General features: G+C 40.5%; 18 protein-coding genes, 1 tRNA gene and 1 CRISPR repeat array. Of the genes, 13 read left to right on the forward strand and 6 right to left on the reverse strand.

The features are described from left to right. Nucleotides 1–417: 417 nt before the first annotated feature. From FBB35_RS11275 to FBB35_RS11295, 5 genes are all read left to right on the forward strand, one after another. The gene (locus FBB35_RS11275) at nt 418–933 is read left to right on the forward strand and encodes a hypothetical protein (protein ID WP_174709705.1); all 516 of its coding nucleotides are present in this window, start codon (nt 418–420) and stop codon (nt 931–933) included. 412 nt (nt 934–1,345) lie between these two features. After that, complete coding sequence (locus FBB35_RS11280; protein ID WP_174709706.1) at nt 1,346–2,593, forward strand: glycoside hydrolase family 10 protein; 1,248 nt, start codon at nt 1,346–1,348, stop codon at nt 2,591–2,593. Further along, on the forward strand, nt 2,593–3,156 hold the full coding sequence (locus FBB35_RS11285) for a hypothetical protein (RefSeq protein WP_174709707.1): 564 nt from the start codon (nt 2,593–2,595) through the stop codon (nt 3,154–3,156). The genes FBB35_RS11280 and FBB35_RS11285 overlap by 1 nt, the downstream gene beginning before the upstream one ends. A gap of 354 nt (nt 3,157–3,510) precedes the next feature. Next, nucleotides 3,511–5,757, forward strand: coding sequence for a GAF domain-containing protein (locus tag FBB35_RS11290; RefSeq protein WP_174709708.1), 2,247 nt, complete (start codon nt 3,511–3,513; stop codon nt 5,755–5,757). Between the two features lie 63 nt (nt 5,758–5,820). Next, nucleotides 5,821–5,892 (forward strand) — tRNA-Lys (locus FBB35_RS11295). Nucleotides 5,893–6,302: 410 nt separating this feature from the next. Continuing rightward, a CRISPR array of direct repeats spans nt 6,303–6,704; the repeat unit is 38 nt; unit sequence ACTTTCAACCCGCCTCTAGCTGGGAGGGGTGTTGAAAC. Between the two features lie 460 nt (nt 6,705–7,164). On the opposite strand, the gene cas12k is transcribed toward FBB35_RS11295, so the two are convergent. Then, a complete protein-coding gene (gene cas12k / locus FBB35_RS11300; protein ID WP_174709709.1) occupies nt 7,165–9,102 on the reverse strand; it encodes a type V CRISPR-associated protein Cas12k in 1,938 nt (645 codons plus the stop codon). 77 nt (nt 9,103–9,179) lie between these two features. Here cas12k and FBB35_RS11305 point away from each other — a divergent pair, with 77 nt between their 5' ends. The 6 genes from FBB35_RS11305 to FBB35_RS11330 are packed head-to-tail and all read left to right on the forward strand — an operon-like array spanning nt 9,180 to nt 15,452. Further along, complete coding sequence (locus FBB35_RS11305; protein WP_174709710.1) at nt 9,180–9,605, forward strand: MerR family transcriptional regulator; 426 nt, start codon at nt 9,180–9,182, stop codon at nt 9,603–9,605. Between the two features lie 21 nt (nt 9,606–9,626). Further along, nucleotides 9,627–11,231 (forward strand): class I SAM-dependent DNA methyltransferase, encoded by a 1,605-nt coding sequence (locus FBB35_RS11310; RefSeq protein ID WP_254625911.1) that lies wholly within the window; start codon nt 9,627–9,629, stop codon nt 11,229–11,231. After that, on the forward strand, nt 11,231–12,295 hold the full coding sequence (locus tag FBB35_RS11315) for a hypothetical protein (protein WP_174709711.1): 1,065 nt from the start codon (nt 11,231–11,233) through the stop codon (nt 12,293–12,295). The genes FBB35_RS11310 and FBB35_RS11315 overlap by 1 nt, the downstream gene beginning before the upstream one ends. After that, the gene (locus FBB35_RS11320) at nt 12,288–13,664 is read left to right on the forward strand and encodes a restriction endonuclease subunit S (RefSeq protein ID WP_174709712.1); all 1,377 of its coding nucleotides are present in this window, start codon (nt 12,288–12,290) and stop codon (nt 13,662–13,664) included. Before FBB35_RS11315 ends, FBB35_RS11320 begins: the two co-directional genes overlap by 8 nt. Nucleotides 13,665–13,709: 45 nt before the next feature. Continuing rightward, nucleotides 13,710–14,333 (forward strand): DUF4433 domain-containing protein, encoded by a 624-nt coding sequence (locus FBB35_RS11325; protein ID WP_174709713.1) that lies wholly within the window; start codon nt 13,710–13,712, stop codon nt 14,331–14,333. A gap of 54 nt (nt 14,334–14,387) precedes the next feature. Next, entirely contained in the window at nt 14,388–15,452 is a 1,065-nt protein-coding gene (locus tag FBB35_RS11330) for a macro domain-containing protein (RefSeq protein WP_174709714.1), read from the forward strand. Here the strand turns inward: FBB35_RS11330 and FBB35_RS11335 are convergent. Further along, nucleotides 15,430–17,100: a reverse transcriptase domain-containing protein gene (locus FBB35_RS11335; protein WP_174709715.1), complete on the reverse strand. Its 1,671-nt coding sequence runs from the start codon at nt 17,098–17,100 to the stop codon at nt 15,430–15,432. The genes FBB35_RS11330 and FBB35_RS11335 overlap by 23 nt on opposite strands. Before the next feature lie 261 nt (nt 17,101–17,361). On the opposite strand from FBB35_RS11335, the gene FBB35_RS11340 reads away from it, so the two are divergent. Together FBB35_RS11340 and FBB35_RS11345 are read left to right on the forward strand one after the other, a co-directional pair. Beyond that, nucleotides 17,362–20,544, forward strand: coding sequence for a type I restriction endonuclease subunit R (locus FBB35_RS11340; RefSeq protein WP_174709716.1), 3,183 nt, complete (start codon nt 17,362–17,364; stop codon nt 20,542–20,544). Further along, nucleotides 20,541–21,239 (forward strand): M48 family metallopeptidase, encoded by a 699-nt coding sequence (locus FBB35_RS11345; RefSeq protein ID WP_174709717.1) that lies wholly within the window; start codon nt 20,541–20,543, stop codon nt 21,237–21,239. The genes FBB35_RS11340 and FBB35_RS11345 overlap by 4 nt, the downstream gene beginning before the upstream one ends. Before the next feature lie 47 nt (nt 21,240–21,286). Here FBB35_RS11345 and FBB35_RS35730 read toward each other — a convergent pair whose 3' ends face one another. From FBB35_RS35730 to FBB35_RS11360, 4 genes are read right to left on the reverse strand one after another with little or no spacing between them, the layout of a single operon-like run. Continuing rightward, entirely contained in the window at nt 21,287–21,583 is a 297-nt protein-coding gene (locus FBB35_RS35730) for a hypothetical protein (protein WP_368041829.1), read from the reverse strand. Between the two features lie 57 nt (nt 21,584–21,640). Continuing rightward, complete coding sequence (locus FBB35_RS35735) at nt 21,641–21,796, reverse strand: hypothetical protein (protein ID WP_368041830.1); 156 nt, start codon at nt 21,794–21,796, stop codon at nt 21,641–21,643. Next, nucleotides 21,796–22,632, reverse strand: a complete 837-nt coding sequence (locus FBB35_RS11355) for a TniB family NTP-binding protein (RefSeq protein ID WP_174709718.1) — start codon at nt 22,630–22,632, stop codon at nt 21,796–21,798. The genes FBB35_RS35735 and FBB35_RS11355 overlap by 1 nt, the downstream gene beginning before the upstream one ends. 3 nt (nt 22,633–22,635) lie before the next feature. Then, complete coding sequence (locus FBB35_RS11360) at nt 22,636–24,351, reverse strand: Mu transposase C-terminal domain-containing protein (protein ID WP_254625912.1); 1,716 nt, start codon at nt 24,349–24,351, stop codon at nt 22,636–22,638. Nucleotides 24,352–24,725 lie beyond the last annotated feature (374 nt).

The following is a 24,725-nucleotide window of genomic DNA, read 5'->3' on the forward strand; positions in this document are numbered from 1 at the left end:
AGATGTAGAAATTCAGAGCAAAAGCTTGGTGTTGCGTCGCGATCGCCAGAAAAAGTACTTTGGTTTGTTCTTGTATTAAATAGACAGCAACAGTATTGTATTTTCCCGGATAAATTGGTAAAGTTCTTTTATTAAGCTTCACATTTGAGCTTAATAAAAGAATTAAAGCTTTCTTCCTCAGACAAGATATTGGAGATTTATTTCCTTTTCTAGCGGCTTACCATAGATTATTTAGGCTCCCGCGAACTGAAAGCTGTAAATGTTTTTCAAGCTGACAAAAGCTGAGTCTTAGTCATCTTGATAGGCCCGAATTTTTATGAAAAGGCAGAGCAAAGGTTCTATCCGTGATGCGGAGTTACTGAGTCAGACTGACTCAGTAACTCCGCACCAAAGAATACAGAACCAAGGGATAAGAGAATGCGTCTGAGAAAGTTAGTTAAATATGGGATTTTTGTGCTGATACTCGTCATAGGGTTCTGTTTCACGGCAATTGCTCGTGGTTATGAAATTCCACCCCCAAATCAGCAGGTTGCGATCGCCCAACAGACGAGCGATCTTATGCTCAACACGTTATTTGCAGCGCTGACGCAGGAGTTCGACGAAACTACGGCACAAAACGTAGAGCAGGGCAAGCAGTCCATCTCGCTGATATTTAACGATCAGAACAAGGATATGCGACTGGTTGGCACTGTTGGCCCGCTCCGGGAAAACGATCGCCCCCGCGACAACTTCGAGTTTCAGGCAAACGCGCTGGCAATGGCAGGGCAAGCATACACGTCCGTTCAGAAGGTAGACAACCAATGGTACTATCGACGTTCGATCCCTCTCAGCAACTTCAGGGCGGAGTGTGCCCTTTGCCACGTCAATTTTCCGGCCGGCCCCACAGCAGACCCGGTGGGTGCGCTTATGCTCAGGGTGCCGATCAAGAAGTAAGGCACTTCCAAAAAATAAAATAATTATTGTATGAAGTTAGGAGTCAGTGCTGCCAACGACAGCACTGACTTTTTGTGTTGTAGTAAATTCAAATGAGTTTTTATACTATTTCACAAAATGCCTGATACAAATATATTTGTCTCTAATTATTTCCCTCTGCCTTCTGCTGCCTATTTGTATCAACCTTAAAGTAAAACGGTATTAGGTGTTTCTGTATTTTGTAGATACCGTAAAATGTCAGTATCTAGTTTTGGTATCGTTAAGTATATTTATGAACCAAATTGGCTTTATATTCAACTGTTCTGACTTCTGAATTATTATTTAATCATCATTTATTCACATACTCCGGAGAATTACGATTTTATTTTGTAGTTATATATAATATTCCGATCGCACTAGGTCACGCTTACAAATGAATCGGTTTGCTCGCCGTTGTGTTTCTTACTTAATGTGTTTGGGATTAGTAGCCACTTTAACAGTTTTTTCATTCTCTTCAGTTTCTTCACTCCCAGTTTATTCCCAAAAAATAATTCCTTTACCTACAGAAATTCGCGGCGTTTGGCTCACTAATGTTGCTAGTGGTGTACTATTTGTCCCTTGGGGCATTAACCGGGCTATAAACCAATTATCGTCCCTCAATTTTAATACAATTTATCCTGTAGTTTGGAACCGAGGACATACTTTTTATAAAAGTGCTGTAGCTGAAATAACTACAGGCTCAGATACTCAACCTTTTCTCAATTTCATGCACGGTGGACAGGATGTTTTAACAAAGATAGTGACACTTGCCAAAAAGAAAGATTTGAGAGTCATTCCCTGGTTTGAATACGGGTTTATGACACCGCATTATTCACAATTAGCAAGGCGTTATCCCGACTGGTTAACAATTGGGCAAGAAGGTCTAAAGTCTATCCAAGATGCACCACCAGAAGAAATTGATAATAGTTTAGTAAGTAAGCTGGCTTGGTTGAATCCCTTACATCCGCAAGTGCAAGAGTTTATCCGAGGGCTAATTTTGGAAGTAGTCAGAGATTATGATGTGGACGGTATTCAGATTGATGATCATTTTGGGATGCCAGTACAGTTTGGCTACGATCGCTTCACGATTGAACTCTACCAGCAAGAACATCAAGGCAAAAGTCCTCCCATTGACCCTTTTAACTCAGAATGGATGCGTTGGCGAGCAGACAAAATTACTGATTTCATGGCAGAACTCTATCAAGCTGTGAAGGCGGTGAAACCCAAAGTCAAAATATCCCTATCTCCAAACTATCAAGCTTTTGCCTACAAATACTATTTGCAAGACTGGGAAAATTGGGTAAAAAAAGGTTTAGTTAATGAGTTAATTTTGCAGGTTTATCGAAATGATCAAAGCTCTTTTATCGCTCAATTAGAACAACCATCTGTGAAATTGGCTCAAAGTCTAATTCCTGTACAAATTGGTATATCAACGGGAACGGTGCGTAATCCTGTAAAAATGGCACAAGTTAGAGAACAGGTTCAAGCAGTACGCGATCGCAATTTTGATGGTATCTCCTTTTTTTACTGGGAGAGTCTCTGGGGTTACATTGTACCGGAATCGCCCCAACAGCGACGCAAAGCTTTTTTTGAGATGTTTAATGCTAGAACTGTCAGACTATTCAAACCAAAAAAACTTTGATGCCATTCGCGCCGGAAAATACTAGATTTAGCTTTACATTGCTGTGGACTCTCGCTACTTGTGGCGGTTTTTTATTGAGTTTACTTTTTATTGAAGTTGGTGATAAGCCAGATGTCGGGGTGGTAGAAGCAGCTATTGGTGGATTTGCGATCGCACTTCCTCAAGGTTGTCTTCTCAAAGAACCTGTATTTTGCATCAGGTGGATTTTGTCAAGTCTTTTGGGTTGGAGTATCATCACTGCGATCGGTATTGGTGCGGTAGGTTGGATTGTACCCAGTATTCAGATTCTTCCTTTGAGAATCCTGTCGGGAGCCATTTATGGCGCACTTGGCGGCTTGGGAATTGGATTGACACAATGGTTAGCAATTCCTCAGCCTGTGGCGTGGCGATGGATATTTGTCTCTTCGGTAAGTTGGGCTGTTGCTGTCCCCGTGGGTTCTGCTGTGGGGATGATTTTGCACCACTTAACGCAATTATTCTTAGGCGAAGTTATGGGGTTAGCTATCACTTGGCTGCTAGTTGGTATCCTCACCGGAATGAATGCTCATAAATTGCGGTCGTGAGTTCCCATGACCCAGCCTCGCCCAAGATTTTTATTAAGAATTGTAAAATTATTTGATATAGTATGATAATTGTACTTAGGTATATGCAAAAATCTTGGAAAACCGTTCAAAAAAATTACTTTATACTTTAGATTTGCCCTAAACTGCAAATGTATTTTCGCCTTCAAAAAGCAGGATTTGTTAAGCTGACTTTTATTAGCTTTCCTAGATTTCTGATAAGAAGTAGAGAAAGATTTAAATTTCGATGAGCAACAGCTGACAATACTTTGCTATAGGCGCTAAAGTGCATCTACTACAAGCATAACGATAAGAGAGCGCCTAGAAGAGTCAGTAATACCAGAAAGGGACTCTCGCATGAATAAAAATCCAGCAGAATCAACTATGGAGTTGACAAAATTATCGCCCCCTCAAATTATCTTTGGCACGGAAGTAGAGGAGAAAAATAGTAGTGAGCAATTTCTACTGAGCATGTACGATTCTGTGCAGGCATCAATATTTGTAGTAGATGTTCTAGAAGATGGAGATTTTCAGTATGTGGCACTTAATCCCACTCATGAGCGGTGGATAGGCATTCGCTCAGACGATCTCCGAGGCAAAAAACCAGAGGATATTCTCTCCCCCATCGATGCTGCGAGGGTGCGTCAGCACTATGCTGACTGTGTACTATTTGGTAAAACTATTTCTTACGAACAATGTTTGCAATTCCAGGGGGTTACTACTTGGTGGAGTACGACTCTCACGCCACTAAGAGATGCTAACTCCCGAATTTATCGACTAATTGGTACTAGTAGCAATATCACCCCTGTGAAGCAAGCCCAAGAAGCAGTCGGACTTCAGGTTGAACGGGAGCAATTGCTAGAAGCGATCGCCGGACGAATTCACCAATCTGTAGAATTAGAGACAATTCTGCATCAGACAACAATTGAACTGCGGCAATTTTTGAATTGCGATCGCATTCTAATTTATCGCTTCCAAGCTGATGGCAGTGGGGTAATTGTTGCCGCAAGCGTCGCTGCAAGCGATTCACTATTGGGAAAAAACATCATCGATCCCTGCTTTAGTGGCAATTCAGAAAACTACGGGCAAGGTTGCATTCAAGTTGTTGAGGATATTTATGCAGCAGACTTGCATCCTTACCATATAGATTTCCTGGCATCTTTGCAGATTAGAGCCAATGTAGTCGTGCCGATTTTCCAAGAGCAAGATATGTGGGGGCTATTGATTGCCCATCATTGCCAGGAATCGCGTCAATGGCAGCAAGCAGAAACTAGCTTACTCAAACAGCTAGCAACTCAAATCGGCATTGCTGTGCAACAATCAGAACTTCGTCAGCAGTTCAAGGATCTCAAAGCCGAAATAGAGTTGCAAAAACAGAAGCACAAAAATCAGTTGCAGCAGGTACGAAACTTTGAAGCCTTGGTGCGACGGATGACAGAACAAATCCGCGATCGTCTGGATGAAGCTCAGGTATTGCAGACTGTCACTCAGGAATTAACAGAGTTACTGAACCTTGAACGTTGCCAAATTGAACTCTATAGTCCCTGTCAAACCCTGGTAACTATTGCCTACGAGTACAGCATCAACAACCTACCGCAGTGTCAAGAACTGACTAGACAGATTACTGATCGTCTGGAAGTTTATCAACCCTTATTGCAAAAACAACCTTTGCAATTTTTGGAAGTTGCCCCTGGATGGCAACCAAAGTTGTTGGTTATGTCCCAGATGGCTTGTCCAATTTTTGATACTCAAGGGATTTTGGGAAATCTTTGGTTGACAAGACCATCACAAGAGGCATTTGATGAATTTGAAATTGAGTTAGTGCAGCAGGTTGCCAATGAATGTGCGATCGCAATTCGCCAAGCTCAACTTTACCAACAAACCCAGACACAAGTTAAAGAATTAGAAAATTGCGATCGGCTTAAAAACCAATTTCTCCGAAATCTCTCTCAAGAACTGCGAACCCCAATAACTAGCATCAGCCTTGCAGTCCAAACCCTCGAAAGTGTCTTAACACCAGCAGAAATATTAGAGATAGAAATAGTTCCACAACTCTTGCAGATTCTGCATAACGAGTGTGCGCGAGAAAGCAAGTTAATTAACGATCTACTCAAACTCACATATCTCGAAGCAGAACCCGAACCCCCAACATTGATTGCCATTGACTTACAAAGCTGGCTTCAGCCCATTGTCGAGTCTTTTCGAGACCTCACCAACTGTCAGCGACAGCAGTTAAAACTAAGTCTCGATAGCGAACTCCCGCCTTTAGAGACAGATATCACAGATATGGAGAGGATTATTACCGAACTACTCAACCATGTCTGCAAATATACCCCAGCAGGTGAATCAGTTACAGTCTCTACCCACTTAAGAGGGGATGCAGTAGAGCTTAATATTAGCAATTCTGGACTAGAGCTTACCAGCAACGAACTGTCACGGATTTTCGAGCCTTTTTATCACCTTTCCAAGCACGATCCCTGGAAACACAGCGGCACTGGACTGGAATTAGCATTAGTGCAGAAAATGGTCAGACATTTAGGCGGCTCAATTTATGTAGAGAGTGGAGCCGGTCAAACCACCTTCACCATCAAATTCCCCCTTTAATTAGTTTTTTGGGCGTATCACTAGCTAAATTATCAGAAGGTATGCTATGATAGTTATTCGTGTGGGTGACTAGCTCAACGGTAGAGCAGTAGACTCTTAATCTATTGGTTGCGGGTTCAAATCCCTCGTCACCCACTATCCCAGCTATCCTTGTACATTCACTAATTATTTGTCACTGTTAACAGATTATTGTCACTTTTCACTAATTAATGTCATTGTTAAGAGATTAATATCCTCTTTGAGAAATTAATGGCACTTTAGAGAACTAGGATGTAACTTTCCTATAACATTATTTCATGTATATCTCACTTTTAGGTGATTGATTACGATACTTTAAAAGAAACCGCCTAGAATGCTTTTGCAAGATACCCACAGCTGGCGATTGCAGGAAGAATCCATAACGTACTGTGCGTTTAATCTCACCTTGTTAGAAAATATTTTTTGTCCAAAACATTTACGACCAATAGATTAAGAGTCCTTTCAACCCACCCTTTTTAACAAAACTGTTGTAGCTAATCTGAAAAATAAGATATAAATCTTTTAATCTTTTAACCCGTCTCTATCCGAAGGGTTGTTGAAATCGGTCTTCACTTCCCAATCCGATTGTGAATGACTTTTTTCAGCCCGTCTCAAGCTAGAAGGGGTATTGAAACCGTGATGGGCAAGGTAAAGACTGGTGGCAGTATGTTAACTTTCAACCCGCCTCTAGCTGAGAGGGGTGTTGAAACTGGGTCAATTTCCTCGCGCTGATTCTCTTCCATTTGTAAACTTTCAACCCGCCTCTAGCTGGGAGGGGTGTTGAAACTTGGGGCATTGCCTTTAAGTCATAGCGACAATGGCACTTTCAACCCGCCTCTAGCTGGGAGGGGTGTTGAAACCTCTTCCATTCAGGAGTGTTATGATTCTTCCACTTTCAACCCGCCTCTAGCTGGGAGGGGTGTTGAAACTCTGCGCTTCAAACCCTTGACTTACCAATAGTTCTGAAGGCATTTTTGTCACGTCTCCCAAAATCGCTGGTTAGTTAATACTTAAAAAAGTAAATCAACTGACACATTAAAGGCTATAAACCTTATTAAACAAGCGATTTAAAGTTTTGCCAGGAGTCCCAGGGAAATCGCCCCCGCTTTCCCATGCCAAAAAATAATTAAGGTGGGTTCCTCCTTGGTCGGAGGTGATTCAGTAGCCACCACTGCGGTAAACCCGCACCTCTATTACTGGGGGCGCACCTAATTCCTATCCACAAGGGATAGCAGCATCAAGGTGGGCAGCTACCAGGGTCAGAAAGCAAGACTGTTTAACAGCAGTCAAACTAACCCAAATTTACACAGCACAGAGGCTTGTAACAAGCATGAACTGCGGCGCTGTTTAATTTTCTTATTCTATTATCAAGGTTCGGTGTTTTGTCAATCAGTTTATTTTGCGGGAATAGTAAGCTGCGATCGCTAATTCTTTCGCTTTCTCCTGCGGGCTTCCTCTAACTGACTGTTTTGCTTCCTCTACAACAATTCCAGCTTTTTTTGCTTGATTTTGAATGCCTGTAATCAATCTGCCATAACTCCACTGATGAACACTAACTCGATACTGTTTGGCATACTTTTTTTGAACTTCTATTAAGTCTGATTTTTGTTCAGCTTTGGCTTGAACCTCACTTTGAACTTGTTCTCGCATATCGCCCAACTTAGGGAGGACGATACTACCAGCTTTATAGGTTTGTGCGATCGCTAGAATTTCTTTAGCTATCAATCTGTCTACATACTGCCCTAACTCTGATTCTCCCAATTGATTTGGTGCAGCAAGTGTTTGAGCTATTTGGCGTTGATGAGATAAGGAGTGCTTTTGTTGTCGCTGTCTATTAACCAGTCTGTAATTATCACCAAGTATTTGTTTAATACTCCGGTGGATAAGCACTTTACCTGTAGAGCCATCAACTACTGCTACTGTTGTAGGCTTTTCTAGACCAAAGCTAACACCAACAAGAATATGAGATTGACCTTTATATAAGGGTTTGTTGGGACGAGGGAAAGGGTTATTAATTCTGGCTAATGTGGAGTTTTTCCTTTTTATATAAGCTAGCTGTTTGTCATTGAGGTCGTCCTTGGCTTTAATTTTGGTGAGAATTTTAGCAATTTCTTCTGCTTTTTCTTCTCTGACTAGGTTTGTTCCTTCATCTGTCCACAGACGAGTATCTACAGAACAGTAGAGAATTAAATGGTTAACATTCCAAGGATCGCCTTTGCCTTCCTCTTCTTGCCAAGCAATAAGTCCACTTCGGAGAGTGAAAAGGCTACTGGAGTGCTGTTTTTTACCGATTCGTTTGATTTGCTGGTCTTCATAGAAACGTTGAAACCAATGGAGTTGACGAGAGTCACAATATATTTGGAAAGTATGTTCACTAAAACCATTGAATTTTACACAGATACGCCCATCTTTGTTTTTGAACCAAGTCATATCTTCATTGGTCTCAAAAGCAACTGGAAAAGGTATTCTACTAGGGTTTTTTAATAAATTGTCTTGCCATGATTTCGCCTCACCTTCATTGCTAGGAACTTGTTGAGTGGCAATAATGAGAGTTTCTAGCCATTTCGTATCGCTTAAATCTCTTCCTTTAGGAATTCGAGCAGCTAGCTGTTCCGTAAGACGTTCAATTTGAATTTCTACTTTGCGCCGACGCTGGGCGAACTTTTTTAGGTCTTCTTCTTTCTCACTCACTTTGCATCTATTTTTAAGCAAATAGCTGATAGCACAACGAGTTAGGTTATCTTCTGTGTTGCTGTAAGCCTCAAATAGGCTCTTGGAGACAGTGCGATCGCGTAGCGTCCGCTCCGCGCAATCGCTATCCGAATCCTTTGATTTTTTAGTTTTTTGCCGTTTCTTTCCTTTGACTGGTTGTGGTTCAACCGTGTCTGACTGGGGTGTAACTTGAACCAGAATTTCAGCAGCTTTGATACGAAGGCTTTCTAAGTTAACACCACTGGTTTCTACTAATTCAGTATCACTTTTGAGCATTTCCAACCAACGATTTTTACCGTCTAGTTGGTACTGCAACCTTTTCATCAGTGCTAACCAAGATTTGTAGATATAGTTAACTCTAGCGATCGCACTTGTGTAAAACCGTCCTGGTTGACCAGTAAACCGAGAGTCGGTTTTGAGTACTGCACACAGTTGCTTGACTATCCCAGTAGGTATTTTTCCCTTTTGTCGCCAGGTTTCAAAGTCAGGATCTTGAGCTACTTGAAGCAATAATTCATTAATCAGTGGAGTGTTTTGATCTGCCATGAGCTTCCATAGCTGTTGGCGAGTAACAACACTAGCGACAAGACGACACTGAATCGTGTTTTGACTCATCGATTTTAAATTTAAAAACATATTATGTTCAATAATACCATATATGTTTAGTAAAATGCTGTGCATAAAATGATTTCATGCAGGAAACTTTTTTTACGAGTAAACAAGCTGCTGAAATCACAGGCTGCACTCTCCGCCAGCTCCAATACTGGCGAGAAAAGGGTGTAGTTATGCCTGTTATCGGTGAAACTGGAATAGGGCGTAGTATTTATTACTCAAAGCCGAATTTGATCGAACTGGCAGTAATGTTATATTTTTTGTCTATGGGGCTAAATTTTGATGTTGCTAATACTACGCTCAAAATATTGAAAGACAAGGAACCAGAATTATTTGAATCTGGTAAAGGTACGCGGTGGATGCTCCAACGAGACAATCAGAAGCGATCGCTCGAACTTGTAGAGTTTGAATTAGAACAAGCGATCGCGCAAATAAAAGCAGGTCAACCTGTAATTCCAGTATGGTTAGATACCATACATGAGCGTATAGCTAGCAAGTTGAAATGATTTGACTTCAGCAATTTGGAAGTGTGTTGGAGTGTCTCTCAACAAGAGATATACTGGCAAAGCATTAGTCTCGGAATCTCAGCATCTACTATGGGCAAACTCACGCTGCCGCAACTAGAACGTCATCTTTTTTCTGCTGCTGATATTCTGCGGGGAAAGATGGATGCTTCGGACTTCAAAGAATACATCTTCGGGATGCTTTTTTTAAAACGCGCCTCGGATGTATTTGAGCCGCAGTATGAGCAGATTTTGCAGCAAAATTTGCAAAGGGGACGGACACAAGAAGAAGCAAACATGAGGGCAGAAAACCCCACCACTTACAAAGAAACTTTTTTTGTACCAGAGAAGGCGCGGTGGGCATATATTCGTGATGAGCTACATAAAAACGTCGGACAAGGGCTAAATGATGCTTTGACGGCATTTGAGGAAAGTAATGAAGCGCTGACAGGTGTATTAAAACATATTGATTTTAATCGTCAAGCTGGTAAAAATCGGATTCCTGATGTCAAGTTGCGCGAACTGATTAAACACTTCAATAAATATCGTTTGCGAAATGAGGATTTTGTATTTCCTGATTTGCTGGGTGCGGCTTACGAGTACCTGATTAAAGAGTTTGCAGATTCAGCCGGGAAAAAAGGGGGCGAGTTTTATACGCCGCGTGAAGTAGTGCAGTTGATGGTGCGTCTGTTAAAACCTCAGCCTGGGATGTCAGTTTACGATCCCTGTTGTGGTTCTGGGGGAATGTTAATTCAGTCCAAGCAATATGTAGAAGAATGCGGTCGTGATGCCAGAAATTTAGCATTATACGGTCAGGATAATAACGGCGGCGTATGGGCAATTTGCAAAATTAATATGCTGCTGCACGGCATTCGAGATGCAGATATACATAATGACGATACTCTGTTTAATCCCTTGCATATTGCTGACGGTGAACTAATCCGCTTTGACAGAGTAATCAGTAATCCGCCTTTTTCTCAAAACTATAGCCGCGAGGGAATGCAATTTTCTGGACGCTTTACGCATGGTTATTGCCCTGAGACGGGTAAAAAAGCAGATTTGATGTTTGCCCAGCACATGTTAGCTGTTCTCAAAACTGATGGGATGATGGCAACGGTAATGCCGCATGGGGTGCTGTTTCGCGGCGGAGAAGAAAAGAAAATTCGGGAGAGTTTTATTAAAAACAATCAATTAGAGGCAGTGATTGGCTTACCACCGAATTTGTTTTATGGCACAGGTATCCCCGCCTGTATTTTGGTGATGTGTCCACAAGGGGCAAAACCTGTTGAACGCCAGGGAAAAGTTTTGTTTATTAATGCTGATGCTGAATATTATGCAGGTCGCGCTCAAAATTATTTGCGTCCTGAGCATATTGAAAAGATTTCCTGGGTGTTTGAAAATTTTGTGTCTTTACCGGGATATTCGGCAGTAGTAACTAAGGAAAAATTGGCAGAAGAAGGTTACAACTGTAATATCCGCCGCTATGCTGATAATGCACTACCACCAGAACCACAAGATGTAAAAGCGCATTTATTTGGGGGAATTCCTAAGGCTGAGGTCGAAGCGAAGCGCGAATTATTGGCAGCACATGGGTTTGACCCCAGTAGGATTGTAGCGGAGAGGAATTAGTGGATTATTTGGATTTTATTTCTGCAATTAGCGAAAGAGGGCAGATTAAAACTTTTATAGAATCGGATGCTGGTGTTCAGCAGCAAGAAGGCAAACTTTATAGTGTGTTTGCTGCTTGGTGGCAAATACACTCGACCAGTTTGGGTGACTTGCCTAAAACTAAAAAGGTGATGGAACTCCGCGCTGAGTTTTTTAGTTCTTTTGTAGATAGTTTGCAACCTGTGGGATTACTTGACCGCTTTAAAGTGGCGGGTGTGGTTGCTAGTTGGTGGAATGAACAGAGGTATGAACTCAGAACTTTATCAGAGTCAGATTTTGGTGGTTTAGTTGATAGTTGGGTAGATACGATTAAAGATGCTTTAGAGCAAGATGATGATGAGAAGAAAAAACAGGCAAAATTTAACCCTCTAAATCATAAATTGGTTGGGCGGTTGATGCCGGATTATTTACAAGATATTGCTGAGGCTGAGGCGAAAATTGCGGAGTTAGAACAGCAAAAGTCAGCTTTTGAGCAGGGAGAAGAAGCTGAGGCAGATGATGAAGAAGGTGAAGAATCAGAAGCGGTTAATATTGTCAAGGATTTAGAGAAAGACCTTAAGTATATAAAGAATTCGATTAAAGAGCCGAAGAAAGAACTCAAGATTTTAAAGAAGGCATCTTTATTTAATAAGGATAAAATTGCTGAACTTGAGGTTTTTATTGAAGAAAATGAAGCGGAAATTGCCGAAATAGAAGCCCAACTGGAACCCTATAAGGAAATTGTTAAGCAGTTGAAGGAAGCCAAGGCAGAATTAAAGACGTTAAAGAATGAGTTGGTGAAGCGTTTGGAAGCTGCGCGGGCTGTGTTGACTGATGAAGATTGTCAGGATTTGGTGTTAGCAATTTTCAAAGATGGGTTAATTGCTGAATTGGAGCGATATGTTACCGCACATCGTCAGCAGGTGATTGCTGCGGTAGAGAATTGGTGGGATAAGTATCGGGTGACGTTGCAGGATATTGAGAAAGAACGGGATGCAGCAGCAAAGAAGTTGAATGAGTTTTTGCAGGGGTTGGGGTATGCGTGAGGTTTTGGTCAAAACGGAAGAGTTTAAGGATTCGCCAGTTGGGAGGATTCCGAAGGATTGGAGTTGCTTAACTATCAATGATTGCTTACGAGAGGGAATAATTATTGATGTGCAGGATGGTAATCATGGAGAAGCTCATCCGAAAACTGATGACTTTGTAACTGAAGGTATTCCCTTTGTGATGGCAAAGGATTTAGTGAATGGGCAAATCAATATTGCAGATTGCCACAAGATTACTTGGCATCAATATCAATCATTAAGAATAGGTTTTGCACATCCCCGTGATATTTTACTAAGTCACAAAGGCACTATTGGTTTAACAGCTATTGTTCCTAATTCGCTTCCAGATGTTATGCTAACCCCGCAAGTAACATACTACCGAGTCGCTGAAGGGAAGCAGTTATTAGGGAAGTTTTTATTTTGGTTTTTCCAGTCGCCCTTATTTCAGCACAAACTTCAAATTCTTTCTGCTCAATCAACACGTTCATATATCGGTATCACATTACAAAAAACCTTATTAATCTTAATACCTCATATTGATGAACAAAAAAATATTGCTGAAATTTTGGATACAGTGGATGAAGCGATCGCCCGCACGTCGTCCCTCATTACAAAACTCAAACAAACCAAAGCCGGACTGCTGCAAGACTTGCTCACACGCGGGTTAGATGAGGATGGCAAATTGAGAGATCCAGAAGCGCATCCTGAACAATTTAAAGATTTGGCGCTGGGACGAATTCCACAAAAGTGGACTGTAAAAGAATTTGGTGAATACATTGCACATCTTGATAGCGGTTGGAGTCCTATCTGTGAAGCAGAGCCAGTAGCTAATGGTGAATGGGGAGTACTCAAAACAACTGCTGTTGTATGGAGTGGTTATAATCCTTCAGAAAGCAAAAAATTACCTTCAAATCTTGAACCACGATACTCAGCTGTTGTCGAAACTGATGATATTCTCATAACTCGCAAAGGCCCGCGTGAGCGAGTAGGTGTAGTAGTTCATATTCCATCAACACCTGCTAATCTGATGATGCCAGATACAGTATTTCGAGTACGTCTGAAAGAATCAAGCCCGTTATTACCTGCTTTTATACCACTCACACTTGGTTCTATAGCTGTACAACAAGATTGGAATCGTAAAAAAGTTGGTTTAGCTGAAGCGCAAGTTGATATTAATTATGGAATTGTACGTGAAACAATAATTTATATACCACCAAAATCTGAGCAAAAATACATAATTCAAATTTTAAATACTTATGACACCCGCATCCGCACAGAAGAAGCCTACCTTAACAAGCTCAAACTCCAAAAACAAGGACTAATGCAAGACCTATTAACTGGCAAAGTGCGACTTAATAGCATTAAATAATCTGAATAACAAAGTATTTACCACTCTTGATAACAAAATTAATCCATGTCTACGCCAATTTACCACATTACCCCCATTGATAACTTGCCATCAATTCTAAAATCAGGTGGATTGGCTGCGAATAGTAGGCTAAAAAAAACTGATTATATTGATATTGCTCATGGGCACATCCAAGATAGAAGAGGTCTAACTCGTGTTCCTTGTGGTATGGGTGGATATTTGCATGATTATGTACCATTTTATTTTGCTCCACGCTCTCCCATGCTTTATGCAATTCATAAAGGTAATGTAGAAAAATATAAAGGTGGACAAAATAAAGTAATTTACTTAGTTTCTGAAGTAGAAATTATAGCAAGTAATAAATTAGACTTTGTGTTTACTGATGGTCATGCTGCTGTTGTAGCTTTATCAGAATTTTACGATAAATTAGACGATTTATGTAATATTGATTGGAACATAATGAAAGCAAATTACTGGGCTAACACTGATGAAGATAATGATAGAACACGCCGTAGGCAAGCTGAGTTCTTAGTGCATCAATTCTGCGATTGCTCATTAATCACAGAAATTGGAGTTATAAATAATACAGTCCAGTCACAAGTTCAGCAACTACTACAAAACTTTAATAATCAGACTCTCGTTAAGGTTTACTCTAGTTGGTATTACTAAATTTTTAAACAAAGTAAATTGTACAATTGTACTATAGTGTTCGATTTAAGGGAGATGCTTGAGTTTAAGCAAGGCAATCTATTTGAAGAAAAAGTGGAAGCCCTGGTAAACACAGTAAATTGTGTTGGTGTCATGGGCAAAGGTATCGCCTTGCAATTTAAGCAAGCTTATCCTGAAAATTTCCGCCACTATGAGAAAGCTTGTAAAGATGGTGAAGTACAGCCAGGGCGGATGTTTACTGTAGCAACAGGTAGTCTGTTTAATCCCAGGTATATAATTAACTTTCCCACTAAACGCCACTGGAAAGGGAAGTCAAAAATAGAAGATATTAAGAGCGGACTAGTGGCTCTAGTTGCAGAAGTGCAACAATTAGGTATCACCTCAATTGCTATTCCTCCTCTAGGATGCGGTAACGGTGGCTTGAATTGGTCAGAGGTTAAGCCATTGATAGAATCAGCCTTTGCTCAATTGTCAGATATAGAAATAATTATTTTTGAGCCAGTAGGCGCACCAGCAGCAGAAAAGATGCCTGTTGCGACCAAAAAGCCCAACATGACCCGCGCGCGTGCTTTATTTATCAGCCTGTTGGAACTGTACGGTATTCCAGGTTATGAATTGACCAAGCTGGAAATCCAGAAACTTGCTTATTTTTTACAAGAAGCTGGAGAAACTTTAACACTGCCTTATGTAAAACATAAATATGGCCCCTATGCTAACAATGTCAATCATGCTTTGAAACGCATTGAAGGACATTACATCTACGGCTACGGTGATGGAACCAGCAAAGCCGAAAGTGCTGAAATCTATGTATTGCCTGAAGGCAGAGAAGCAGCACAAGCTTTTTTAGAAATAGAACCAGATGCTCAGAAGCGTTTAGAGCGAGTTAGCAACCTCATATATGGCTTTGAAACGCCTTACGGCATGGAACTGCTAGCAACAGTCCACTGGGTTGCTACCAAAGAATCTAACCCAGCACAAGATAGTGAGCAGGCGATCGCCCTGGTACATGAATGGAGCGATCGTAAGCGTAAGCTATTTAAGCCAGAACATATTCGCAAAGCTTGGCAGCGTTTACATGAGCAAAACTGGCTCAACATTAAAGAGCAAACAACTTCCTGAATATTATTTCAAGAAAGTTACCAATAAAATTCCATGATATAGTTTGGCTTGCCCCTGTATCCTGTATGGCTTTACTATCATTCATTTGACTTAAAGAACAATTAGGTTTCTCACATAAACACTTTTTTCGTTTATGAAGTCTGTAATACTCTTGCTCAAGAGTAATTAATCCTGCATTTTTAAAATCTGATTTCTTCAGACGAAGTTGATACTTTGTATAAAAATGTTTGCTAACTTCTTTACGAATCCATTTATCCAATTCACGTATTTGTTGGATGTCTGTAATACCCATAAAAAATCCCATCCAACTTTTTACTCTTTCTCCTAACACACCACTGCATTCATCACATATTTTCTCACCACGTCCAGTTACTTTTTTATTAATCACATATTTGATAAAAAAGTTAAATCTACGTTTAGAATTTTCACCAGTTTTATAAGATGGCTCTTTATTAATCTTTTCTATAATTCTTTCTTGGAATCTTATAATGTTTCCTGGTTTAACTTTGATATGCTCAAGATTGAATTGAAAGCCAACAAACTCTAGAAAATCTTTAGCTATATCAACATGTTTGGTTTTACTTTCATCAGTATGTAATTCTAGCTTTATATCTTGCAACTTTTGAGCAACTTCTTGATGTACTAGAGGAATTAATTCTTTTTCTTTTAAAAGTATTACAAAATCATCCGCATAACGGACGTATCTCAGAGAATATTTTTTCGATAAATCATTGAGAACCCAACAATCAAATTCATGTAAATATAAATTTGCTAGCATTCCCGAAAGTACACCACCTTGAGGAATACCCTGAGTTCTTATAATTCTTTGATTATTTAGAATAGGCTTATGATGATGAAAACGGTATCTGTATGTTTTGCCACATTGGTTTTTATGTGGAAGTCCACCAGTTTTGATAAACCGTCTTAATAATTTAGTGGCTAGAGTATTTTGACCAAACTTTATCTCTATAATTTCAAAAAGATATTCGTGAGATAGCTTATCGAAAAATTTTACTATATCAGCATCTAAGGCAAATATAAAACCTTGTTTAATATAATAATGAATCAAGCTTGCTGCATAGGGTGCAGACTTTCCCTTTCTATATGCAAAAGATACTTTATCAAGTTTAGATGTAGCTTGAAAATCTTTTTCTATTTCTTTGTAAATAGCATCATACAATACTTTTTGGACAATAACATCGCGTATAGTAGCAATCGATAAAACTCGCTTTCCACCAGATGGCTTGGAAATCTCTATTTCTCGAAAAGTATAAAACTGATATGTACCTTTAAGTAATCTATTTGATAGAAGCTGACAACGTAAATCAAGTTCCTTTTTAAAAGTTGGGTAAGAAATACCATCTACCCCCATCTGCACTTTTGGCTCACCCTGCTGCAAGAAATCCGTTTTTTGTTGTTCGTAAGCTTTAAACGCAGCCTTTAGCTTCTCCGGCTGAAAGTATTCAGTGAGTAAATCGTCCAAGGATCTGGACATATTTTTATTTTGTAGTGATTTAATTATTTGGAAGTGCTTACTGCTAAGGCGGACAGAGAACGCTAGACACTCCCTCAACCTGTCTCCTCTACTATGGTGTAGAGTATAACCAATACCTATTATTTCTAACAGGTATAAAGAAACTCCTGTCAAGGTGGGCCTCTTATATTTCTTCCTTTGCTATAAGTTAGCATAGCTTGGAACAGCTACCCACTTGGGATAAGACGCTTTTAGGCATCCACGGTAGGTTCAAAGACCTAACCTAGCATTATTAGACAGCATATCATCAGTTATTCATCAATTGCTTATAACTAGATTTTTCTATACCAAAAAAACATAAATTAAGTATTATCACCCTAAATAGGAGAGAGTAAATTAATTAAAATCATTCTATAACCCTTGTAAAAATAATTTATGTCCCAACAAACTCCTGAGTATATTCATGTAGAACTGCCTACCATTCAACAACTCACCAGCATGGGTTGGCAGTACATTGAAGGAGATTGGGACAATGCCAAAGTTACCGAACGAGAAAACTTCAAGCAAGTTCTACTGACAGAGCGCCTCAAAGCCGCTGTCAAACGCATCAACCTGGATGACAACGGTAATCCCTGGCTTGATGATCTTCAAGTTCAAGCCGCAGTTAGTCAGTTAGAACGTCTGGGTGCAAATAGATTAATGGAAGCTAACCAAGCCGCCACAGAATTGCTACTCAAAGGCACTACTGTTTTAGGACAAGACGGTAAACAGCATACGGTACATTTTATTGAATTTGACCCTGAACTTTGCGATCGCAACGATTTTCTTGCCATCAATCAATATCGAGTAGACCCGCCTTGGGCAACAGGTAATAGGGGGTTTATAGTCCCAGACATGGTACTACTTGTTAACGGCATTCCTCTAGTAGTGATTGAATGTAAAAGTCCCAATTTAGATAACCCGATAACTGAAGCAATTCAAGACTTATTGAAATATTCCAATCAACGGGGTAGCAGTCAACCAGAAGGCGCAGAAAAATTATTCCACTACAATCTGCTGATGATAGCAGCCTCTAGAGGACGGGCAACAGCCGGAACCATCGGCGCAAATTATGAACATTATGTTGATTGGAAAGATACCATTCCCACCCCCCAAGCGGAAATTGCCGCACAATTAGGTGCTTCTGAATTGAATTCTCGTCAAACCCTCATCGCCGGGATGTTGAAACCAGCTAATCTTATCGGCATCCTGCATAATTTCACCTTATTTAAAACTAGCGGCGGACGCACCATTAAAATAGTTCCCCGTTACCAGCAATATCGCGCAGTATACAAAGCACTGCAACGACTCCAACACAACCAAACCCGCGCCCAACATGGCACAGATGACCAACGCGGTGGAATTATCTGGCATACCCAAGGTTCAGGTAAAAGCCTGACGATGGTTTACTTAATTCGGAAAATTCGCACCATCCCAGAATTACGCCGCTTTAAAATTGTGGTTGTCACCGACCGCAGAGACTTAGAAAAACAACTTGCAGATACCGCCGTCCTCACTGGGGAACCATTACAAAAAGCTAAAAAGGTCAAAAGGCTAGAACAATACTTGCAACAACCAGGCGCTGGCTTAGTCTTCGGGATGATTCAGAAATTTAAAGGCGGCGAAGATTCTGAGGAAGAAGCAGAAATTGAACCAATTCCGAAAAACCTCAATCCTTCCGAAAATATCCTAGTGCTAATTGACGAAGCACACCGTTCTCACGCCAAAACCCTGCACACCAATTTATTAGAAGCCTTACCTAACTGTGTCCGTATCGGCTTTACTGGTACACCCATTGTCAAAGCTGCCAAAAAAACCACGCTGCAAATTTTCGGTTCATTTATCGACGAATACAATATCCGCCAATCCCAAGAAGATAAAGTTACTTTGCCCATTGTCTACGAAGGTTTAGAAGCTAGAGGTACTATTACTCAAGGTGATGACCTCGACCAACTTTTTGAAATTATCTTTGCTGATAAAACTCCAGAAGAACGGGCGCAAATTAAAGCTAAGTATGCGACTAAAACCCAAGTTGGCGAAGCACGAGAACTAATTAAAGCCAAAGCTAAAAGTATGCTGCGTCATTATATTGAGCGCATTTTAGCAGGAGGCTTTAAAGCGCAAGTAGTCGCCTCTACCCGTCTCGCCGCAGTCCGTTACCAAGAGGGATTTGTGGAAGCACAACGGGAAATAGTACAGCAGCTAGAACACCGCGCCCCTATTCTGCAAAGTCTCGATACTGAAGCTTTAGAATCGCTTGATGCCGAAACTCGTTTTTTTGCTCAAGCACTCCCTCATCTTGAAACTATACGCAAGCTAGAATTTGCTGCTGTCATCTCTGGCGATAAAGGAGATTATCCAAGCTGGAAAAAGTGGACAGATAAAAGTCAACAAGAAATTAATATTGAGAAATTTAAAAAGTCTTTAGACCAAGATAGTTTAGCGATTTTAATTGTAAAAAATATGCTTTTAACGGGTTTTGATGCACCGTTAGAACAAGCCCTATATTTAGACAGGTCACTAAAAGAATACGAATTGCTGCAAGCGATCGCTCGTGTTAACCGAGTGTATAATGATAAAAAAACAGAAGGGTTAGTAGTCGATTATTACGGTGTTGATATCGCTGCTGCACTCTCGGTTTACGAGAATATTGATACAGAATCTGCTTTGTTTGATATTCGTGCAGAATTACCAAAATTGCGCGACAGACACCAGCGAGTTATTGCTCTATTCACTAAAAATGGCTGCACAATTGATGATGTAGATGCTTGTGTAGACTTGCTCCTAGATGAAAGGCTCAGAGTTGAATTTAATGACTGCTTCCAAGATTTCCTCAACACTCTCGATACAATACTGCCGCGTTCAGAAGCACGTCAACCCTATAATTTTGTTCGAGATGCCAAACAACTTGGCTTTATTAAAAAAGCTGTTGCTGACCTGTACAGAGATGAAAAACTGAACATCATTAGTGCCAAAGAGAAAGTTAGGGCATTAATAGACCAATATATTGAATCCCAAGGTATTGACCCAAAAGTACCACCAGTTGATATCATGTCACTGGATTTTAAAACCCATGTCCAGCGTCATCGCTCGATTAAAGCACAAGCCGCAGAAATGGAATTCGCTGCTCGTCACCATATCAGCGAAAATTATGAAGAAGACCCAGTTTACTACAAAAATTTAAGTGAAAAGCTAACAGAGATTCTGGAATCCTTAGCTGATAACTGGGAAGAAAAAGTTGAGGCGTTGCGGAAGTATATCGAACAAATTCAAGCTGGTCGTACTACAGATGAGACTGGATTAGATCCCAAAACTCAAATGCCATTTCTCAACATTTTAGGTGAATATTCCCAAAAACAGCTCCCCGAACTTGCTCAAACAACTGTGGAAATTGTCGAACATATCCGGCAAGAAGTACGACGGGTGAATTGGGGTAGCCAAATAGTCCAAGAGGATTTGAGAAGGTGGATAGCAGGTTACTTGGATGAGCGCGATTTAGTGAGTTACGACCAACTAGAAGAAGTTGCGGATAAATTAGTCCAACTAGCTAGGAGAAATCGTGATAGTTTAATGGCATGAAAACTATCACCTTTGGCGACCTGAGCTTTGAAATTCGCCACAGTTCCAAACGCCGTACCGTAGGTATTACCGTTGAACGTGACGGTCAATTAGTCTTAGCTTCTCCCCCAGAAGTGCCAATAGAAACATTAGAAAGAATTGTCAGCGATAAACGCTACTGGATTTACAGTAAACTTTTAAAAAAAGAGTCATTAAATCCACCAGCTAGCGTTAAAGAATACGTATCAGGTGAAGGTTTTTATTATCTAGGACGTAGCTATTGCCTCAAAGTAGTAGATGGAGTTCAACAACAGCCATCTCTGAGACTATATCAAAGCCGCTTTGAGCTACAAAGCCCAGCACAAGCTCAAGGTCGAGAACACTTTATTAAGTGGTATCGGGAACACCTTCAGCCAATTGTAGAACAACAAATTGCCAAACTGATTAAACGAGTTACTACTTCGCCTCGTTCAGTACAAGTACGTGAGTTAGGGAATCGTTGGGGTTCTTGTGGACACAAAGGGGATTTATATTTTCATTGGCGAGTGGCAATGCTACCACGAACGATGATTGAGTATTTGGCAGTTCATGAATTAGTGCATCTAATTGAACCTGATCACAGCACTGCATTTTGGCATAGGGTGGAGCGTATTCTACCAGATTATCTTGAGCGAAAGCAGTGGTTAGCTGAGAATGGGGCAATCTATAACCTTTAGAAAAATAATTAAGAGCGATCGTATTTAGACAAAGTTGAAAGAATGTGTCAAACTTCTACAAATTTTTGATAATTTACCATCTCTGTAAATCTCATAAAACACCTCTGGCAATGTCCATCTATCCACAAAGCTGGAATTTTAAACCTTCCACCGCAGTTAGGACATTCCGAAAGTAAATGTAATTTATGGCGATCGCATCCCTTAGTCGCCTTAAACTGCCATTCAATTTTGTGGCAAGGCGAGTCTGCATAACAAGCAGCACATAATCGAATTGGTTCAAGATTCATCCCTACCCTAGCAGGTGCTAACATCTTCTCTAAGCTATCAGCGTCAACTTCCACCACAGTAGCTAAAGCCTCCAACTGCTGCCGAGAAGCAGGAGGATTAAAGCGAAACTTTTCCTATCGGGCGATCGCACCTCCAAGTCCTGCTGCTTTACCTAACCCAGTAGGGGTTAAATCATTTGCCTGTCGAAAGCGTCCCAAAAAATGACTTAGGCTTTCTCCTTGATATGGTTGAACTCTAAACAGCCAAGGCTTAATATTTTCCACTTCCATCACTTGTACTCAGCAGCTACTTCCTTCAAAGTTTCCAAGTCAATTTTTTGCAGTCCTTTTTTTAAAGCCCGAATTGCAGTCTCTCTCAGAATCATATCCATCAAACCGATATAACCTCCAGTTGCTTCCCCTAACGTCTTCAACATCGTTTTACTCGAAAGGTTGGAAGCAACTGGCAATCTCAGTATTTGTTTCTCCCAAATATCCACCGTTCGCTTAAAATCTTCCCCTGACATCTTTCCAAAACGGTGACAAGACCGAAAACGGTTGTAAACTTGCTCATCCCGCTTAATCACTGCATCTAAGCGGTCAGTTCCTACCAAAATCACTGCTATTTCCAACCTGTCAAAAATATCACGCACTTCCGCAAAAGTTTTCGGCTTAAAGCGGTCAGCTTCATCAATAATCAACATCTCCACGCCGCAACCTTTAAGAACCCGTAGTGTTCTATCTCGAATTTCTGCCACTGTTCCTTTAGTTACTTGATATTTTAAATGCTCCATAATTACCCCAAATAATTCCTTAGCACCGCACTCTTGGGGAATTTGGATATAAGCTACAGGTACAGTTGGGGGTTTTCCTGCAACTTGAGAGGGTTTATTCCTAAGCCTATAGGCATCACAACCCATTGTTTTACCTGTTCTGGACTCACCTACCACACGCCCAGATTGTCTTGATTGGCGCTTTCCTTCCAACCAATCATGGAGAATTTGCACTTGTTCAAGTGGGACAAAACCTTTACGATTTAATCGTTGAATCTCCGCCTGTAATTTTTCACTATTAACGGGAATATCACCCAATTGTTGGGCGACTGCTTGGGCTTCTTTTGAAGTCATTTTCTAAAATCCGTAATCTTCACGCATTTGTTCGTAATCAAAAACTTCCGGCATCTCTGGCTCAGGTTCGCTATCAATAGATACTGCCTCTACTGATGACTCTGGCTCAACAGGTATAAGTTGTTTAGATTTTTTGACCTCAGCCTGTTCTACTTTCTGACGCTCTTTTTTAGTTTTCTTTTGAATTTGGAATGTTTCGCGTTCCCTAACTTCAGCCAAAATTGAGCGATTACTCACAGCCTTACCCGCTTCTCTGACCTTACGACTGATAGCTTTTGCTTCATCTAGAGATAGTTCTTCTGTCTCCAAATCTTGAGCATAAGCACGAGCAATAAATACCTCTTTATCCCCTTCTATGCGATAAACCAAAATCGTTGTGATGTCTCTAGGGTCATATCGCAACACAACACTTTCCCCCGCATAACCCGCTAAGAGTTCACCTCGATACATCAAGTTTTCAAATTGCAGATATCCCCCGCGTTGAATTTGTCGCCGTGTTTGCTTCATTAAGCAAATATCCAAATCCCGCTCGGAAAGTAAATCGGGTGCTGCAATTAAACCAGATTCCCAGCTTTGAAATCTTGTCTGGTCGCCCATTCGAGCATCAAGTCGCTGGTTATAGTTATCAACAATGTAACGCACCAACATTTGCTCTAACTGCCGCAACGTTAAGCAAGCTTCTTTTTCCGCTTCCTCTGGCCGCTCTTGAACGTTTGAACCTGTATATCCTTGTAAAGTTGAGAATAATTCTGTATTTAGAGTTTTAAACGGACGCTCAACACTACAACTGCAAGATGGGCGATCGCGCAAATGACAAACAAATCCTAACTGCACCCCTATTTGCTGTAAATGGTTGGAACGAAAATCTTTACCCCCATCGGTATAAAAGTGTTGCGGCAAACCAGAAGTACCCCATTCTTCGTGAAGTCCATATTCTGAAGCATATTGCTTGGGCAAAATTGCATGACGTAGCGCTAAAGCTACAACAGTCGAACTTGGTGCATCGTGGCCCAAGTTAATTCCCATAATGCAGCGTGAATAGCTATCAATAACCGTTGTTAACCAAGGACGACTTAGAATTTTGCCATGCTGGTCTACTAATAAAACATCAACAAGGGTGTGGTCGCATTGCCAAACTTGGTTACTATGTTCTATTTGCAAGTCTTTTCCATCACGGGTTTTCACTGATAAGCGCGAACCACGCCAACCCGGACTGCGAATACTTTTAGCTTGCTCAATTTTATCTATTAACGGCTGCAAAATTCGGTAAACCGTCATGTGGGAAGGATGCTTAACTCCCAGTTCGTCTGCTCTTGCCTTCACTCTAATAAATACCTGCTGGCGAGTCATCCTTTTACTTCCCTTATTACCCTCCTTATAAGTTTTCAATACAAACTCTTGCCAGTCTTCATCAACTCGATGCTTCCCTTTATCCATCCGTTGATTTTGCGCCAGTCCAGCCAAACCTTCCTGTTCCCATTTATCTACCAGCCGTCGCACTGTACGTACTGACTTACCAAGCTTTTCTGCCGCTTCCTTGAGCTTTTGAGTATATGTAGTGCGATCGCTATTTTCTAAAAGATTTTGAATCACCTCCATTTTCAGCAAAGCTTCATCTGAAAGTTTAGAAACTATAACGTTTGTTTCAGCAAGATCATTATTAACATCTGCGGAGCTTGCCCAAGTCGTAGAGATTGTAGAGAATTCTGCATCTTGCATACAGTGTTTTATCAAAACATAGTTGTATTATACTAATATTTTGACAAATAATTTGTTAATTTATGAAAACTCATGATTTTTCCAGGTTTTTGGGAAGTGACAATTAAATTGTGAAATATCTGGTATTTGACATCTAATTAGTGAATATTGGCTTAGATGGGTATAACTGTCTTAAATAGGAAAAACCCTCACATAATCCTTGCTATGTCAGGGTTTTAGGTATTTAAAATATTTTGACAAGATTTTGTTAAATTGACAAATAATTAGTGAATGTACAATCCTAATTTTCTCTCAGTTTTCTCTCACGGGATAAAACTAATCTATCCTATGAGACAGAATTGCAACGGATAGCTGGAATACAGAAAAATTATATG

This window comes from Nostoc sp. TCL240-02 (assembly GCF_013343235.1).
In the GTDB taxonomy this organism is placed as follows: Bacteria; Cyanobacteriota; Cyanobacteriia; order Cyanobacteriales; family Nostocaceae; genus Nostoc.